Below are 16,251 nucleotides of genomic sequence, written 5' to 3'. Positions count from 1 at the left end.
TATGCGTATAACCAATTCTATGATGATAAACAATATGCTCAGGGATATGAGCGCCAATTTGAACAGGCTGGACAAATATCAGAGCCAATTGGCTACCGGGCGCAGAATACGCGTGCCGTCGGACGATCCTGTGGGAGCCTCGCGCAGTCTGAGGGCGCGCTCCGATCTTGCACGCAATCAGCAGTATGCCAAAAATGTGGACGATGCCATATCGTGGCTGGATATGACCGAATCATCGCTAGCCGAATTGAACAGCGTATTACAGCGTGCCAAGGAGATCACGGTGCAGGGGGCCAACGGGGCGTTGGCCGATGAGGACAAACAAAAGGTGGCTCAAGAGATCGGGCAGCTCAAACAGCACGTTTTGCAGGTGGGTAATAACAAATATGCCGACAGATACATATTTGCCGGTACCAAGACTACTACAGCGCCGTTTGCAAGCAACGGTACATATAACGGCAACGATGGGGCTATAGAATATAGCGTAGGGCCGGCTAATCGTATACAGGTAAACATAACAGGGGAAGAGGTAGAGATAAAAGGCATATACGAGTTGCTTGGTACTATACAGGAAGGCCTTGAAGGGGACGATACGGTTGATCTTTCGGCGCAGTTGGGCGAGATAGAAATAAAGCTGGATAACGTCCTCGAGCAAAGGGCTGCGATCGGAGCAAGATCTAACAGGGCCGAGCTGGTAAAAAATCGTTTGGCCGATGACGATATAACGTTCAGCGGACTTTTTGAGATGAGGAAGTATATTTATGGTATTAAATACTAAACATTTCGGTGATATAGAGATAGACGAAAACGGCATTATAATATTTGAGGAAGGATTGCCTGGCTTTGAGCAGGCTCAAAGGTTTGTACTGCTTTACGATGGACAGCCTGATAGCTCGTTTTGTTGGCTGCAATCGGTGGATCAGCCGGATCTGGCGTTTGCGATGATCAATCCCGAGGTTATTATGTCCGATTATACGGTGGAAATAGACGATGATATCGTTGAGCGATTGGGTATAGAAAGCCCATCTGATGTTATATATTATGCTATACTGGTGATACCTGACGACATCGCCGAGATGACGGCTAATATGAAAGCCCCTGTAATCATAAATGTGCGCGAGAAAAAAGGCATGCAGGTCGTTATGGATAATAGCGACTATGATATAAGGTATAACGTTTTTTCAGATAAAAGAAAGGCGCTTAAATTATAAATGCTGGTATTAACGCGAAAGGTAGAACAATCCATAAAAATAGGCGATGATATAGAAATAACCGTATTGGGGATAGATGAAGATAAGGTGAGTATAGGTATCATTGCGCCCAAAAGCATGCCTATATACCGCAAGGAGATATATCTGCAGATACAGGAGGCCAATATTCAGGCTGCTAAGAGCGACCCGCAGAGGTTGAAAACGTGGCTGAAAACGAAGCATGATTGAGCGTGAAATTAGCCGGAGAAAAGCATACGAGGAATTTGTTGATATGTGAGAGAATAAAGCTGATATTATATCCAAAAGGTAGTATGGCCGCTGTTATGCCATACTGCCTTTTTTGCAAAGGGTTGATATCATATAGAAGGGAATGATAACGGTTAGCGCAAACACAAAAACCCTTGATTGATATTTAAAATAGAATTTTTTCTGGTTATATTGTATAATTAATGATAGCTTAAGTTATTTTACAGAAGAAGGAGATGTATATTTATGGATATAGTCAAGATAAAAGATTTTATTTACTGGGTAGGCGTTAAAGACCCGGATTTGAGGATATTCGACATCGTTATGGAGACCCGATGGGGCACCACATATAATTCTTATATAATAGAAGATGATAAAACCGCTCTTATAGAAACGGTAAAATATCGTTTCGAACAGGCTTATATGGAATCACTGGAGCAAAGGATCGATTTATCTAAGCTGGATTATATAGTGCTGGATCATACCGAGCCCGATCATTCGGGAGCATTGAGCGATTTATTGGAAAGAGCCCAAAATGCCACTGTGGTGTGTTCGAGGCCGGCGTATCAATTCTTAAAAGAGATAGTGAATCACGATTTTCCTCATATGATCGTGAGTACAGGTGACGAGATAAATCTAGGACATCATACGCTAAGGTTTATATCGGCGCCGAACTTGCATTGGCCGGATTCCATATTCACATATGTGCCCGAAGAAAGCGTATTATTCTCCGGCGATGTTTTCGGTTTCCATTACTGCAGCGATGCCATATTCAACGATGAGATAAAGGGCGATTTTCTGCCGGCATTTGAATATTACTACGATGTTATAATGAGCCCATTTAAAAAATATGTGCTGGAAGCCGTGGATAAGATAAAGGATTTGAAAATAGATATTATATGTCCCAGCCATGGACCGGTGTTGAGGAAAGACCCATGGCGCTATGTGGATATGTATCGCCGCTGGAGCCAACCTGCCGAACGCCACAATAATGACAAGCACATACTTATAGCATATGTATCGGCTTATGGAAATACCGCCGCACTAGCTCAGGCTATAGCTAAAGGCATAAACGAAAGTTCAGGGTTTGATGTCAGGCTGGAGGAAATAAAAGAGGATAATATAGCTGATGTAGCAAGGGCCATAACAGAAGCCGATGGGGTATTGATAGGTTCGCCCACTATAAACCGCGACAGTGTGGAATACGTTTGGGAGGTATTAGGCCGCGTATCTGCAATAACCAATCGCAATAAACCGTCGGCGGCTTTTGGTTCATATGGCTGGAGCGGTGAAGCTCCCGGCCTTATAGAGGACAGGCTTAAAGGCTTGGGATTTTCTATTGTGGAGCCGCCGTTTAAAGCGAGGTTAGTGCCGTCCAAACAGGAAATAAGCGATGCCTTCGAATTCGGTAAGGGTTTTGCATCGGCCTTTACTTGTCCTGTGAGGTAATAGATGGCTGATAAAAATATGGGTTCAGCCGATAGAGCTGCCAGAGCCGCCGCCATGATCATGATCTTCACGCTTATAAGCAAATTGCTTGGATTCGGCAGGGAGATGGCCATAGCGGCGCGTTTTGGTGCTACAATGCAAACCGATGCGTATAAGATGGGGCAGACCATACCGATGGTGCTGTTGTCCAGCGTTGCGGCTGCTCTCGGCACTACCTTCATACCGGTGCTTACCGAATACATACATAAAAAAAGCCCTCAGGAAACCAATCGCTATGTGAGCAACGTATTCAATGTGGTTATACTGATATGCTTGGTTTTGACTGGAGCAGGCATGGTATTTGCACCAGCATTGGTAAGGATAGTGGCCCCCGGCTTTAGCGGCGAGGTATTTGACCTTACGGTAACGCTCAGCCGCATAATGTTTCCTCTGGTTATATTCAATGCCCTTGCGGCGCTTGCCACCGGTTATTTGCAGGCGCACCGGCAGTTTGCCGTGCCTGCTATGGTGGGCATACCCTTTAATATCGTTATAATAGGGCAGCTCATGTTTTTCAGCGGCTGGGGCATATATGGATTGGCGGCAGCCACCGTACTCGCGGTAGTGACGCAATTGTTTATCCAGTGGCCTACGGTGTTTAAATCAGGTTATAAATATAGCTTGGTATTGGATTTCAAAGATCCCGGCTTACAAAAGGTATTCTTTCTGGTGCTGCCCGTGCTGCTGGGTACCATGGCAGGCCAGATAAATACGTTGGTGGATCGTATGCTGGCATCCGGTCTGGCCGAAGGCAGCGTATCGGCCCTTGATTTCGCCAATCGCGTCAACGGCATTGTATTGGGGATATTCGTATCGGCCATAACGACCGTATTGTATCCGACGTTTTCCAGCCTGTCGGCACGTAATGATGTCGAACGTCTCAAAAGGACGCTCAATATAGGCATACGCGTTATAATAATGCTCACGCTGCCCATGATGACCGGTCTGATAGTATTGCGCTATCCCATTATACAGATGTTGTTTGAACGCGGTGCTTTTGATGCTAGAGCTACTAATATGACGGCGACGGCGTTGCTCTTTTATTCGATAGGCCTCGTTGCTCTGAGCATAAGGGACCTTACCAGCCGGGCTTTTTACGCTATGCAGGATACCCGCACACCTACTATAAACGGTGTGATATCGGTGGCTATAAATGTGGGCTTAAATCTTATACTGGTGCGTTTTATGGGCTTGGGAGGCCTTGCGCTGGCCACGTCCATAGCCGTTATCGTAACGTCGGTAAGTCTAATAGTGCAGATGAGGGCGAAGCTCGGCGGAATGGATGGCAGGAGCATAGCCGTAAGCTTTGTGAAGCTGGGCATAGCATCGGCTGTCATGGGATTGTCTGTTTATTTTATAGATAATGCGCTGGCTGGTATAATAACGGGGAACAGCTTTACCGAGCAGGCAATGCGCGTTGGCGCAGATATAATAAGCGGGGCATTGATATATGCTGTTATGGCCGTTTTGCTTAAGGTTGAAGAATTGAGAATAGGTTGGAATATGATAAAGCAGCGGATAAGGCGCGGAGGCGCTGGTTCTGATATGGGAACGACATAATAGAAGTCGGTATTTAGGGCAGGTCAGGCCTGCCCTATCAGATCCCCCACGCGTCCGGTAGCGGCGCATAATACAGTATCAGCGGCTCCGTAATACACGATTATTTCATCATTTTCATCCAGCACATCTTTTTGTTCCATTGGTACCGCACCGCAAGTGAATACTACATTGGGTACCCAGCTTGTGCCTTTTTGCCCCACCTCATATTCGGTTTCAGGCGACAATACGGGGTTAGGGGAGCGATACAATATTCGGCCGGGGTCGTCGAGATCCACCAACATAGTTCCCAGCCGATAAACCAAACGGCTGTCGATGCCATGGTATATCATAAGCCACCCATATTTTGTCTTTATAGGCTGGCTGCCGGCGCCTACTTTACGCGCATCCCACATAAGACCCGAACGGGGCCCCATTATTATGCGGTGATCCTCGCGAGGCCACGGGCATTCAAGCGATGGAGTATATGATATCCATATACTCGGCTCGGTTCGGTGATATATAGGGTATCGGCCGTTTATTTTTTCCGGTACTATTACGGCATCCTTATCCGGGAAAGAAGGGAAAGCCATGCCATGGCGCTGCCATTTGTCGAAACGTCTTGCTATGAAGTCGTCGATGCTTATAGAGGCTACCGCTATTTGCGCTATAATGCCGTCGAACGCCGTATAGGTCATATATATGCGCTCGCCTACAATAACAAGGCGCGGATCCTCGCACCCGCGACGTTCCTCTGCCAGCATCGGCGTGAATACGGGATCAGCCAGCCTCTCCATCACATTGAAGCCGTCTGTTATAGCCAGACCTAGCCGAGATATGCCGTCTTTGCCTACGGCGCGGTATAAAATATATACGCGATCGTCCATACGCAACGCGGCGGCATTTAGCGTATAGCGCGATTCCCACCAGCTCCCGGCTATCGGAGCTATTATAGGATTGCCTTCGTATCGGCGCAGCGGTTTGGCCGGCGATGACGCTCTTATAGCGGGGGATACAATACCATCTTCTATATTGTTCATATAGAATAATTGCTGGGCTAAATCATCATAGGCCTTGCCTTGCTGCATGAGATCTATGGCCTCTTGCAGTATGACCGATGTATCCATACCGAGCGCCAAACATATCCTCTCAAGCAATTTGTGCGCGAAAGCGTTTCTTTCTACATGAATGGACATAGGCGACGGAATGCCCTTTCCGCCCTTAAAATTATAGCTGGCCCAGCTCCATGCCGAGCATGGCATAAATATGCCGTCAGGCATAGTAATGCCTAGCCGATAGCCGGCGGCCATGTGTCTTAATATACCTGCTTGTGCTGTGTCGGCCATATTGCCGGCTATAGAATTTATGGCATCGGCTACAGCTTCCTGATGCCAGTCCTCCATTATATTGTAGGCAGAGAACATTTCATTGCTCCAATGTCCGCTTATGGAATTTACTACTTTAATTCCAAAGCCATGGCGTTGAGCCGAGAATTCAGACCATATAACAGATAGATGTCCGGATTCGGCTATATGCTTGGCTATACGTGTAAAATACCTGAGACGGGGCAGACGGCCGCCTACACCTTTGGGTAAGGGATGTACAATGATCCGTCCGGTCAGTTTATCCAAAGCGGTATATTTCAGAGAGCCAAAATCCTCTGCTCTTACAGCTATAAGCCTTAAATTGCTCCATTGCATATATTCGGGACGACCGTTTTGCTTAAACCAGCTTGTCAATTGTGCGGGCAGGTCATCTTCGGCCAATAAGGCCAGAGCTAGAGCATCATCGGCGTCCATCATGCCTAATAGCTCGGATAGGCTGGAACAGCCTTTTAACAACATAAGGTTTGCCGGTGGAAAGGTTTCCAGTATCATTTGCGCTACCTCGGGCTTTAATGTAAGGACTTTGCCGTGCGGAAAAATGGAAGATATACCGTTGAGATACCGCTGCATCCCCGATGTATCATCCAATGCACATGGCAGCAGATCCGAAAGCAGCGCTTCAGCGCAATCCATAAATTGAGATATAGCCTGCCCTACTTGTTCGGAGCTGGCCTGCTGTGATACGTTCAGGCCGTCGTATACCCATTTGTTGAAGTCATCTACATAGCATTGGAGCAGCTCGTTGTATATGCTTATGGTATTGACGTTATGTCCCGGACGATCGCTTACTTCGTGAGGAAGCAGTATAGATACATGTGGTATGAATTCCATATAACTTATCTTTGGCAGCAGCGGCAAAGCGCGGCTCTGCATATCCTCCCACCCTCTTATAAAGTCTTCTCTATATACTATGAAAGAATCGATATGCTGTTGCATGATTCCATTTGTTGTTCCTTGGGTGGCAGATGTCAAATGATAGGCTAAAACCGATATATAGCCTTTGTAGAGGGCCAAAAATGCTGAGATTATATCCTCGGTCGATATATCTCCGGGATAACAATATGATATCAGCATGTGATAGGTTAAACGGGCCCACAATTCTTCATCCCATTCGACATCGGCATCTTGCTCCGGCTGGGAAAAGCGCTCTAGCTGATCAAGTACTTTTTCCGGCAGTATATTAGATAAAAGATTGTAAAACTGTCGAAAATCCGATTTAAATGCCGACATCATGCCTGCCGGTTTTGATAGGACACTGTTTTGGATTTCGCCGCTATATGTGCCGTATGTATCAGGCCATTTTAAGAAGGGTTGACGTTTGCTCCAAAAAGGTTCATCCTGCTTTATGCGCTCGAAAAGGGATTTCACTATATCGCGAAATACTATATCGCTTTTGCTGGCTGAATGCTGATGAGGCTTGGGCCCCAATATTATGCGGCATATATTTTGTTGCGTGCTTATTTCCAAACATGCCATGAATACATCTATACCATAACCGCCTACGCTGGCCTCCCAATAGCGGTTCATTTGTTCTGCGGCCTCTTCGACTACGTCAGATGTAATAGCCCATATGCCGCTAATCGGGTCGTCCAGCCTGTATCCGTAAATAGATGCTAATAACGGGCTTACTATGCAGTGCGCTATCGGGTTGTCCAGGAAATGATTTTCAAACGAGGCTAATGATACGTTGTACGGCCCGTTATATATAGGGTCCAGCATTTTATGTATCCATCGTTGGTCCATGCCGTATGTTTGATATTCGTCGGTGCATATTATATCGGCTTCCAGCATCAATACATCGGCGTGAAGATTTCGGGCTATTTCAAGTATAGCTCTTGTGCTCCACCCTTTGCCGTTGGCACCGTTTGGCATAAGGAACGCTGTTATAGGGATATTGTCGCCGTCTATGCTGTTTATCGCATCGATAACGCATTGACCGGCCGGATCGCCGGCGCATATTATGGCCGCCCTTGTGTTACGGGGATATGATTCGATACCTTTTATTATATTATCTATGATGGGTATGATGAGGTCGCATTCGTTATAAAACGGTATGCCGATTATAAGATCGATAGTTCCCTTGGCCTTGAGGGCATCTATTGGAGCAGCGATGGCAGCATGAAAATCATCCATATTTTAAACCTCCCAAAATCAAATGCGATATCTTGTTAAAATTATGTAAATTATATGCATAATTATTGACATAGGTTATTATATAGTATATAATCATTTATGTAAACAATAATTGCTTATAATTTTATCATGCCAATATAATACTACAGAAGGGGTGGTGTTTGTTATGCACGAATTGGCTTTTATAAGTACTTTTCCGCCGCGCAAATGTGGCATAGCAACGTTCACAGCAGATGTGGTAAAATACATAGAAAAGGCCGGTCAGTGGAAATGCCGGGTGGTCGCTATAGATGATGGCATAGAGCATTATGATTATGGCGATCAGGTATGGTTTCACATAAATCAGTTCAATAAAAAGGATTATATAAAGGCTGCGCGACATATAAACAACAGCAGCATAGACGCCGTTATGATAGAGCACGAGTATGGTATATTCGGTGGCAGCGACGGGCAATATATACTAGAACTTACAAAATTACTGGATAAACCCTTTGCGTTGACGTGCCATACTGTGTTGAGCAGCCCTACTATATCTCAACGCAGCATATTAAAACATTTATGCCGTCAGGCTGCAGCGGTCGTTGTTATGACCGAGCGAGCCGGCAATGTCTTGAGCAGCGTTTATGATGTGGATAAGGACAAGATAAAGGTTATTCCTCATGGCATACCGATTTTTAAAATTGGTATGGCCGAAGAGATAAAGAAGAAATATAAAATCGGCGGCAGACGGGTCATATCCACGTTTGGACTGGTTAGCCCAGGCAAAGGCTTGGAGTATGCCATACGAGCATTAGACATAGTGGCCGGAAGGTTTCCGGATGTTGTTTATCTTATAATGGGGCAGACCCATCCGATGCTTAAGAGAAAATCAGGCGAGACCTATAGGGAGAGCCTTATAGAGTTGGTTCGAAATCTGAGCTTGAATAAGCATGTGCGTTTTATAAATCATTTTTTGAGCCTGCGTGAATTGAGCGATTATCTTGCCGCTACCGACGTATATATTACGCCATACCCAGGCAAAGAGCAGGCGGTCAGCGGCACGTTGTCCTATGCCCTCGGGGCGGGAAAGGCCATTGTTTCGACGCCGTATGCCTATGCCGTCGACCTTTTGGCTGATGACAGGGGGATATTGGTGCCATTTAACGATGTTCGAGCCATGGCCAATGCCATATGCAAGCTTTTGGCCGATGACGCACTGCGCCACAGGCTGGAGCGCAGAGCAATGATATATGGAGAGCATATGCAGTGGCAGGCTGTGGGGAGAAACTATAGCGAATTAATGTCTTATATAGCATCGTCCGATAATATAAATATATTAGATAAGGAGGCCTAGCTTATGGTGGATACTATTAAATTGGATCACGTTTACCGCATGACCGATGATACAGGTATGTTGCAGCACAGCCGTTATTCCATACCGGATAGGAATCACGGTTACTCTACCGATGACAACAGCCGCGCGCTTATCATGGCGTTGGCATTGGCGGATATTACTGCGTCTAGCGATCCTGTTATCTCGCATTCCCAAATAGCACTGGCCGAAACCTATCTTGGATTTATGCAGCATGCGCAGCGTGCTGACGGCTGGTGGCGCAACTTCATGGATTATTCGCGGCGCTTTATAGATGACAGTGTATCTCAGGATTGTTACGGGCGCTGCATGCTGGCATGCAGCTATGCTACGGGCCGGTCTATATTCGGTATAAGCGATATTGCGTTTGATATGTTTCAGAAAGGTTTGGAGCGCATAGATGATGTAAAGTCACCCAGAGCCATGGCATATACAGCGTTGGCGATGGTGAGATATGCGCATTATTCCGGGTGGGATGAGCATCTGAAAGCCCATGCTTTACGGTTAGCCCGCTCTTTATGCCGTTTATATGATGTACATGATCGCAGCGGTTGGCATTGGTTTGAGGACTATATAACATACTGTAACGGTATATTGCCTCATGCCCTGATAGCGGTAGGCGATGCATTGAATGATAAAGAGATCCTAAGGGTTGGCATTGACAGCTTGATGTTTTTAATAGATAATATTACTGCTGAAGGCTATCTTGATATAGTAGGAAATAACGGTTGGTGGCTCAAAGGCGGTCAAAAGGCTTTATACGACCAGCAGTGCGTGGACGCGGCGTCCATGCTTTGGGCATGCGCGGAGGCCTATGACACCACAGACCAAGAATTATTCCGCAATATCGCAAGGCTATGTTGGGAATGGTTCTGGGGGCGTAATCGTTCGGGTATGACTTTATATGATCCTGAGACCGGTGGATGCTATGATGGGCTTATGCGCCTGGGCATAAATAAAAATCAAGGCGCGGAATCGCTCATATCGTTCCTTTTATCTTATGTGGGAGCGATGCATCTAGAATTAGAGCAACTGCCAAAAGTCACTATATCTAATGGATATATAATAAGATAGATTATAATATATAATAAAGAAGTGGAGGTGTATATGTGATGCTTACTGCTGTTATAATGGCTGGAGGTAAAGGCGAAAGATTCTGGCCCAAAAGCAGGATTAAGCTGCCCAAGCAGTTATTAAAGCTCACCGGCGAGGATACTATGATACAGTCTACTGTAAAGCGCATAAACCGCATAGTGGATTATGATAACATATATATAGTTACCAACCCGGATTATGCCTCCATAATAAGCAATCAGCTGCCTGAAATACCGACCGGCAATATATTGGTAGAACCTATGTCCAGAAATACTGCGGCATGTATAGGTTTGGCAGCGTTACATATAGAGAAGCGCTGCGGGGAAGATGCTGTAATGATGGTCCTTCCGTCGGATCATATGATAAAGGATGAAGACGAATATATAAGGGTATTGGAGAAAGCCGCGCAAGTGGCCAGGCATAATACCAATATCGTTACCATAGGTATAAAGCCGGATCATCCTGAAACCGGTTATGGCTATATAAAAATGGGGCAGAGGATCACAGCGCGCGGTATGGAACCGGTACATGAGGTAGGAGCATTTGTAGAAAAACCGGATAAAGAAACCGCTGAAAAATATCTTGAAACCGGCCGATACTTGTGGAACAGCGGTATGTTCCTTTGGAAGGTGTCTACTATTATGAAAAATATAGAAATCCATATGCCCGAGTTGTATAAAGCCCTGAGCGTCATACGCCAGGCGATAGATTCCGATGATGCGGAAAGCGTGTTGTATAAGGAATATGAGAGGCTGGACAGCATATCTATAGATTACGGCATAATGGAAAAAGCCGATTCGGTGTATGTTATACCGGCGGACTTCGGGTGGGATGATGTCGGCAGTTGGACGGCTTTGGAGCGCATTGAAGAGCCTGATGAAAATGGCAACATCATCAAAGGCAATATACTCAGCGTGGATACAAAAAAGTGCATTATACAGGGTGGCAACAACAAGCTGCTGGCACTTTTGGGCTTGGAGGACCTCATAGTGGTAGATACCGACGATGTTACGCTCATATGTCCAAAAGACAGAGCGCAGGATATAAAGAAACTCCTCCAGGAAATACGCGAAAGACAGTTGACCGATTATCTATGATATGATGAAATCCTCCATACTATGCAAAATATGGCATAAGTATGGAGGATTTATATTAATTAGCCCATGATAATGCCCTTTTTACTGCTTCATGCCAGCGTTGGCTTAAGTAAAGGCGCTGTTCATCGCCCATTTGCGGTTTGAATACTTTACTGGGTACCCATACCGCGTTTAACGCGTCTTTATTCCAGTAACCCGCTTCTAATCCGGCTAAATATGCGGCTCCCAGCGCGGTGGTTTCCACAATAGGCGGTCTTTCTACTTCTATGCCGAGTATGTCGGCTTGAAATTGCATAAGAAAATCATTTGCGCAAGCACCGCCGTCAACACGCAAGCTTTTAAATGGCAGCGTGGCATCGCGCTGCATGGTATCCAATATATCCATGGTCTGATAAGCTATGCTTTCCAAAGTAGCCCGCACGATATGCTGGCGCTGTGTACCGCGGCTGATGCCTATTATTAAACCTCGAGCGTACATATCCCAGTAAGGTGCGCCTAAACCGGTAAAAGCCGGCACTACATATACCCCGCCGTTATCGGGTACAGCCTCGGCATATTGCTGGCTTTGAGCGGCATTATCTATTATCTTTAAGCCATCGCGCAACCACTGAACAGACGCTCCGGCCGAGAATACGCTGCCCTCCAGCGCATATTCCACCTTGCCGTCTATTCCCCATGCTATTGTGGTTAACAGATTGTTAGAAGAATATATAGGTTTATCGCCTGTATTCATCAGTATAAAACAACCGGTACCGTATGTATTCTTTATCATACCGGGCTGCAGACACAGCTGCCCGAATAAAGCGGCCTGTTGATCGCCGGCTACGCCGGCTATGGGTACAGAAGCGCCGAGGATTGAAGGATCCGTGTAGCCAAATATGCACGATGAAGGCTTGACCTCGGGCAATATGGCCTGTGGTATATTCAGCATATTTAATATATCTTCGTCCCAACACAACGCGTTTATGTTATACAGCATGGTGCGGCTTGCATTAGAATAATCGGTGGCATGCACTTTACCGCCCGTAAGGTTCCATAAAAGCCATGTATCTATAGTGCCGGCCAGTATATCCCCATTTGCCGCCGCTTCTTTCACGCCGGGTATGCTGTCCATTATCCATCTTATTTTAGTGGCGGAGAAATACGCATCGATGACTAAACCGGTTTTTTCGTGTATGACCTCGGTTATGCCACTTTGTTTCAGATCATCGCATAAAGGCGCCGTACGTCTGCATTGCCATACTATGGCGTTGTATACGGGTTTTCCCGTATGCTTATCCCATAATACCACCGTTTCGCGTTGATCGGCTATGCCTATGGCCGCTATCTGTGCCGGAGATATGCCCATATCGCGTATCAACTCCCTTAGCGCATCCAATTGAGCGTTCCATATTTCCATAGCATCGTGTTCCACCCATCCCGGTTGAGGATAGATTTGCCTGAACTGGCGGCTGCGCATGGCCACAGCGCGGCTCTCGCGATTGAAAGCCACAGCCCGGCAACTTGTGGTTCCTTCGTCCAAAGCGATTATATATTGTTCCATGAAACATTTCCCCCTTCGTAAGCTGCGAATAATATGCTATGTAGATTATATTACGGCAAGGCTTTTTTGGCAAAGGGATATTTCGCGAAGTATACTTGGATAATCGAGGGGTATGTGTTAATATAAATATGAGGACGGTGAGCATTTTGAACGACAACGATATATATATTATATATGGCGATAAAGGCAAGGAAATGGTAAAACAGCTCTTAAGCACCATAAAGATAGAAGAAGAAATAGATAAAACCGCGCTTATAGGGTTGAAGCCCAATCTTGTAGTAGCAAAAAGGCCGGAGTCGGGCGCTACTACATCAACCGATATGATAATCGGTATAATAGAATATCTCAAAGAATGTGGCTATAATAACATCATAATACTGGAGGGTTCATGGGTAGGCGATAATACGCAAGAGGCTTTTAAGGTGTGCGGCTATGATGAAATATCCCGAAAATATAATGTGCCGCTCTTTGATACAAAAAGGGATCATTATCGTCCTTACGATGCCGGCGGTATGTCGATAAACGTATGCGACAAAGCGATGGAGGTAGACTATCTGATAAATCTGCCCGTATTGAAAGGACATTGTCAAACCGCTATAACATGTGCTTTGAAGAATATGAAAGGCTGTATACCCGATAAAGAAAAAAGAAGATTTCATACGATGGGGTTGCATAAGCCGATAGCATATTTGAATAAAATCATAAGGCCGTCGATAACTGTAGTCGACGGGCTCATAGGTGATCTTGACTTTGAAGAGGGTGGAAACCCTGTGGAAATGAACAGAATAATAGCCGGCAAAGACCCTGTGCTCGTGGATGCATATGCGGCTGAGCTTATGGGATATGATCCTTATGATATCGGTTATATCAAAATAGCCGAGAGTATAGGTGTGGGAAGCGCCGATCTTTCTGACGCAAATGTAACAGAGCTTAATTCCAATATAGCCGGAGTGCGTCGTTTTACCGATGCTGGCAATAAGACGCGTTATCTGGCCAAATGGGTTGAAGAAAAAGATGCTTGCTCGGCTTGCTATGGCAGTCTAATACATGCATTGGCCAGATTGGACGAACAAGGGCTTTTAAGGCGCTTGAACGAAAGGGTTTACATAGGGCAGGGTTTTAAAGGCCAAAGCATGGATGGCATAGGCATAGGTATATGCGCCCGCGGGTGCCGCGATTCGATCGGCGGATGTCCTCCCAAGGCCAAAGATATATTGGATTTTCTGAAGAAGCACATCGCTGATTGAACATTTTTCCATACATTGAACCAAACGTATTCTCGTGTTATAATATTTATGTAAACAGATAGATGTGCTTTGAAGTTAAAGGGGTGAAACGAGTGAGGTATATAAAGAACAAAAGGATACTGGCCATATTATTGGTGATAGTTATAGCGGCAGCGGCTATCGCGTTGTTTTACAACTACAATAGCAGACCGCAACCGCGCGAGATGACATATGGTCAATTTCTTGACAGCGCTAAAGCGGGCAAAGTCGACAAGATATATTTGTCTGATGGTGCTAGGATATCGGGCAGCCTAAAGGACGGCACGCCGTTTATTACCGATAATCCTAGAACGGAGGACTTTAAAGAGCAGATGTTGCTCTATAATATAAAAGTGGAAGAGAAACAGGCTGCGGCATGGGGAAATATTATAATGTTTGCCATGCTGGGCGGCTTGATGATAGCTGCTTTCTTTACTATAAGAGGGCCGCAGGCTCAAGCGCAAAACGGTTTGAATACGGTATCTCCGGTAAAACCTAAGGAGGAGGATGCCGGTGTCGTAAAGTTTGATAGCGTGGCCGGCAATCAAGAGGCAAAAGAGAGCCTGGCTGAGATGGTTGATTTTATAAAAGAGCCGGAGAAATATGCCAAATACGGCGCAAGGATACCGCGCGGCGTTATACTGTACGGTCCGCCGGGTACCGGCAAAACATTGTTGGCCAGGGCGCTGGCAGGTGAAGCCGGAGTGCCGTTTTATGCTGTATCAGGTTCGGATTTTGTGCAGATGTATGTGGGTGTGGGAGCGGCACGCATACGCGGTCTGTTCAAAAAAGCGCGTGAACATGGCAAATGCGTTATATTCATCGACGAGATAGACGCTCTGGGAAAGAAGCGCAATGGCGGCAGGATGGATGGCGGCAGCGACGAAAGGGATCAGACGTTGAATGCGCTACTGGCCGAAATGTCCGGCTTTAACGAAAACCAAGGCATAGTGACTATGGCTGCCACCAATCGTTTGGATGTATTGGACGAAGCACTTTTGCGGCCCGGCCGTTTTGACAGGCAAATAGAGGTAGGACTGCCTGACGTAAATGGAAGATATAAAATATTGAAGCTTCATAGCGGCAATAAGCCTATAGCTACAGAAGTGGATTTGTGGAAAGTGGCGCAGCAGACGGTGTACTTCAGCGGAGCACAGCTTGAGAGCATGCTCAATGAGGCGGCTATTATAGCAGCCAAGTATCGGATATCGATAGGAAAATCACCGCTTATCATGAGGCCGGCCATGCGCTTGTAACCAAGCTTATAGCGCCGGAGAATCATGTATCGAAGGTAACCATAATACCGAGCACTAGAGGGGTAGGCGGCTTCAGTATGAATATACCGCCCGACAGGATGTATCAGCGCAAAGCGGATATGGAGAACCAGATACGCATAGCAATGGCTGGGAGGGCGGCAGAAGAGCTGGTATTCGGAGAAGATAACATAACCACAGGTGCCAGCAACGATATAGAACAAGCTACAAATATAGTGTTGGCACTGGTTAAACGCTTTGGTATGAGCGCCAAAGGCGGCTTGTTGAATTATGATGTGTTATATAACAATTCGCTCCAAAGTATAGGCGCTGAGCTGGTGGATGAATGCAAGAGGCTTATGGACGGCTTCTATAAAGATGTATGCAGCTTGCTTGGGGAGCATAGATTTACTTTGGATCATCTTGCTCATGCGCTTTTGCAGAAGGAGACGCTTGGTGAAGAAGAAATAGATGCTATTGTTAAAGAAAAGGCAACGGCGTTAAGTTGCTAGAGGCTAAAACCAAAAAAGGCCGGGAATTAATCCCCGGCCTTTTTTGGTTTTAGCCTCTAGCAACTTAACGCCGTTGCCTTTCCTTTAACAATAGCATCTATTTCTTCTTCACCAAGCGTCTCCTTCTGCAAAAGCG

13 protein-coding genes are annotated in these 16,251 nt (G+C 46.0%); 11 read left to right on the top strand and 2 right to left on the bottom strand.

Features of this window, described 5'->3' with window-relative positions:
- Position 1: 1 nt before the first annotated feature.
- From flgL to murJ, 5 genes are all read left to right on the top strand, one after another.
- Positions 2-778 carry a flagellar hook-associated protein FlgL gene (flgL, locus tag JG770_RS05250; protein ID WP_291956112.1) on the top strand — a complete coding sequence of 259 codons (777 nt, stop codon included), beginning with the start codon at positions 2-4 and terminating at the stop codon, positions 776-778.
- Positions 762-1,211 carry a flagellar assembly protein FliW gene (gene fliW / locus JG770_RS05245; protein WP_291956109.1) on the top strand — a complete coding sequence of 150 codons (450 nt, stop codon included), beginning with the start codon at positions 762-764 and terminating at the stop codon, positions 1,209-1,211. The genes flgL and fliW overlap by 17 nt, the downstream gene beginning before the upstream one ends.
- Positions 1,212-1,439 (top strand): carbon storage regulator CsrA, encoded by a 228-nt coding sequence (gene csrA, locus JG770_RS05240; RefSeq protein ID WP_291956106.1) that lies wholly within the window; start codon positions 1,212-1,214, stop codon positions 1,437-1,439.
- Between the two features lie 264 nt (positions 1,440-1,703).
- Positions 1,704-2,906, top strand: a complete 1,203-nt coding sequence (locus JG770_RS05235; RefSeq protein WP_291956104.1) for an FprA family A-type flavoprotein — start codon at positions 1,704-1,706, stop codon at positions 2,904-2,906.
- A gap of 3 nt (positions 2,907-2,909) precedes the next feature.
- Positions 2,910-4,505, top strand: a complete 1,596-nt coding sequence (murJ, locus tag JG770_RS05230) for a murein biosynthesis integral membrane protein MurJ (protein WP_291956102.1) — start codon at positions 2,910-2,912, stop codon at positions 4,503-4,505.
- 23 nt (positions 4,506-4,528) lie between these two features.
- Here the strand turns inward: murJ and JG770_RS05225 are convergent, their stop codons facing one another.
- On the bottom strand, positions 4,529-7,999 hold the full coding sequence (locus JG770_RS05225; RefSeq protein ID WP_291956100.1) for a glycosidase: 3,471 nt from the start codon (positions 7,997-7,999) through the stop codon (positions 4,529-4,531).
- Positions 8,000-8,165: 166 nt separating this feature from the next.
- On the opposite strand from JG770_RS05225, the gene JG770_RS05220 reads away from it, so the two are divergent.
- From JG770_RS05220 to JG770_RS05210, 3 genes are read left to right on the top strand one after another with little or no spacing between them, the layout of a single operon-like run.
- Positions 8,166-9,332, top strand: a complete 1,167-nt coding sequence (locus JG770_RS05220; protein ID WP_291956098.1) for a glycosyltransferase family 4 protein — start codon at positions 8,166-8,168, stop codon at positions 9,330-9,332.
- A gap of 3 nt (positions 9,333-9,335) precedes the next feature.
- On the top strand, positions 9,336-10,424 hold the full coding sequence (locus JG770_RS05215; RefSeq protein ID WP_291956095.1) for a hypothetical protein: 1,089 nt from the start codon (positions 9,336-9,338) through the stop codon (positions 10,422-10,424).
- Positions 10,425-10,462: 38 nt separating this feature from the next.
- Positions 10,463-11,542 (top strand): mannose-1-phosphate guanylyltransferase, encoded by a 1,080-nt coding sequence (locus tag JG770_RS05210; RefSeq protein WP_291956176.1) that lies wholly within the window; start codon positions 10,463-10,465, stop codon positions 11,540-11,542.
- Between the two features lie 55 nt (positions 11,543-11,597).
- Here JG770_RS05210 and glpK read toward each other — a convergent pair whose 3' ends face one another.
- Positions 11,598-13,085: a glycerol kinase GlpK gene (gene glpK / locus JG770_RS05205; RefSeq protein WP_291956092.1), complete on the bottom strand. Its 1,488-nt coding sequence runs from the start codon at positions 13,083-13,085 to the stop codon at positions 11,598-11,600.
- Between the two features lie 146 nt (positions 13,086-13,231).
- Here glpK and JG770_RS05200 point away from each other — a divergent pair, with 146 nt between their 5' ends.
- From JG770_RS05200 to JG770_RS05190, 3 genes are all read left to right on the top strand, one after another.
- Positions 13,232-14,332: a DUF362 domain-containing protein gene (locus JG770_RS05200; protein WP_291956089.1), complete on the top strand. Its 1,101-nt coding sequence runs from the start codon at positions 13,232-13,234 to the stop codon at positions 14,330-14,332.
- Positions 14,333-14,424: 92 nt separating this feature from the next.
- Positions 14,425-15,606 (top strand): FtsH/Yme1/Tma family ATP-dependent metallopeptidase, encoded by a 1,182-nt coding sequence (locus tag JG770_RS05195; RefSeq protein WP_291956086.1) that lies wholly within the window; start codon positions 14,425-14,427, stop codon positions 15,604-15,606.
- Complete coding sequence (locus JG770_RS05190) at positions 15,558-16,115, top strand: hypothetical protein (protein WP_363320929.1); 558 nt, start codon at positions 15,558-15,560, stop codon at positions 16,113-16,115. Before JG770_RS05195 ends, JG770_RS05190 begins: the two co-directional genes overlap by 49 nt.
- Positions 16,116-16,251: the final 136 nt, after the last annotated feature.

Origin of the sequence: Mahella sp., assembly GCF_020054945.1 — a bacterium.
Lineage (GTDB): Bacteria > Bacillota > Clostridia > Mahellales > Mahellaceae > Mahella.
The sequence above is the reverse complement of the archived record's forward strand: the minus strand, read 5'-3'. Positions and strand labels throughout refer to the sequence as shown.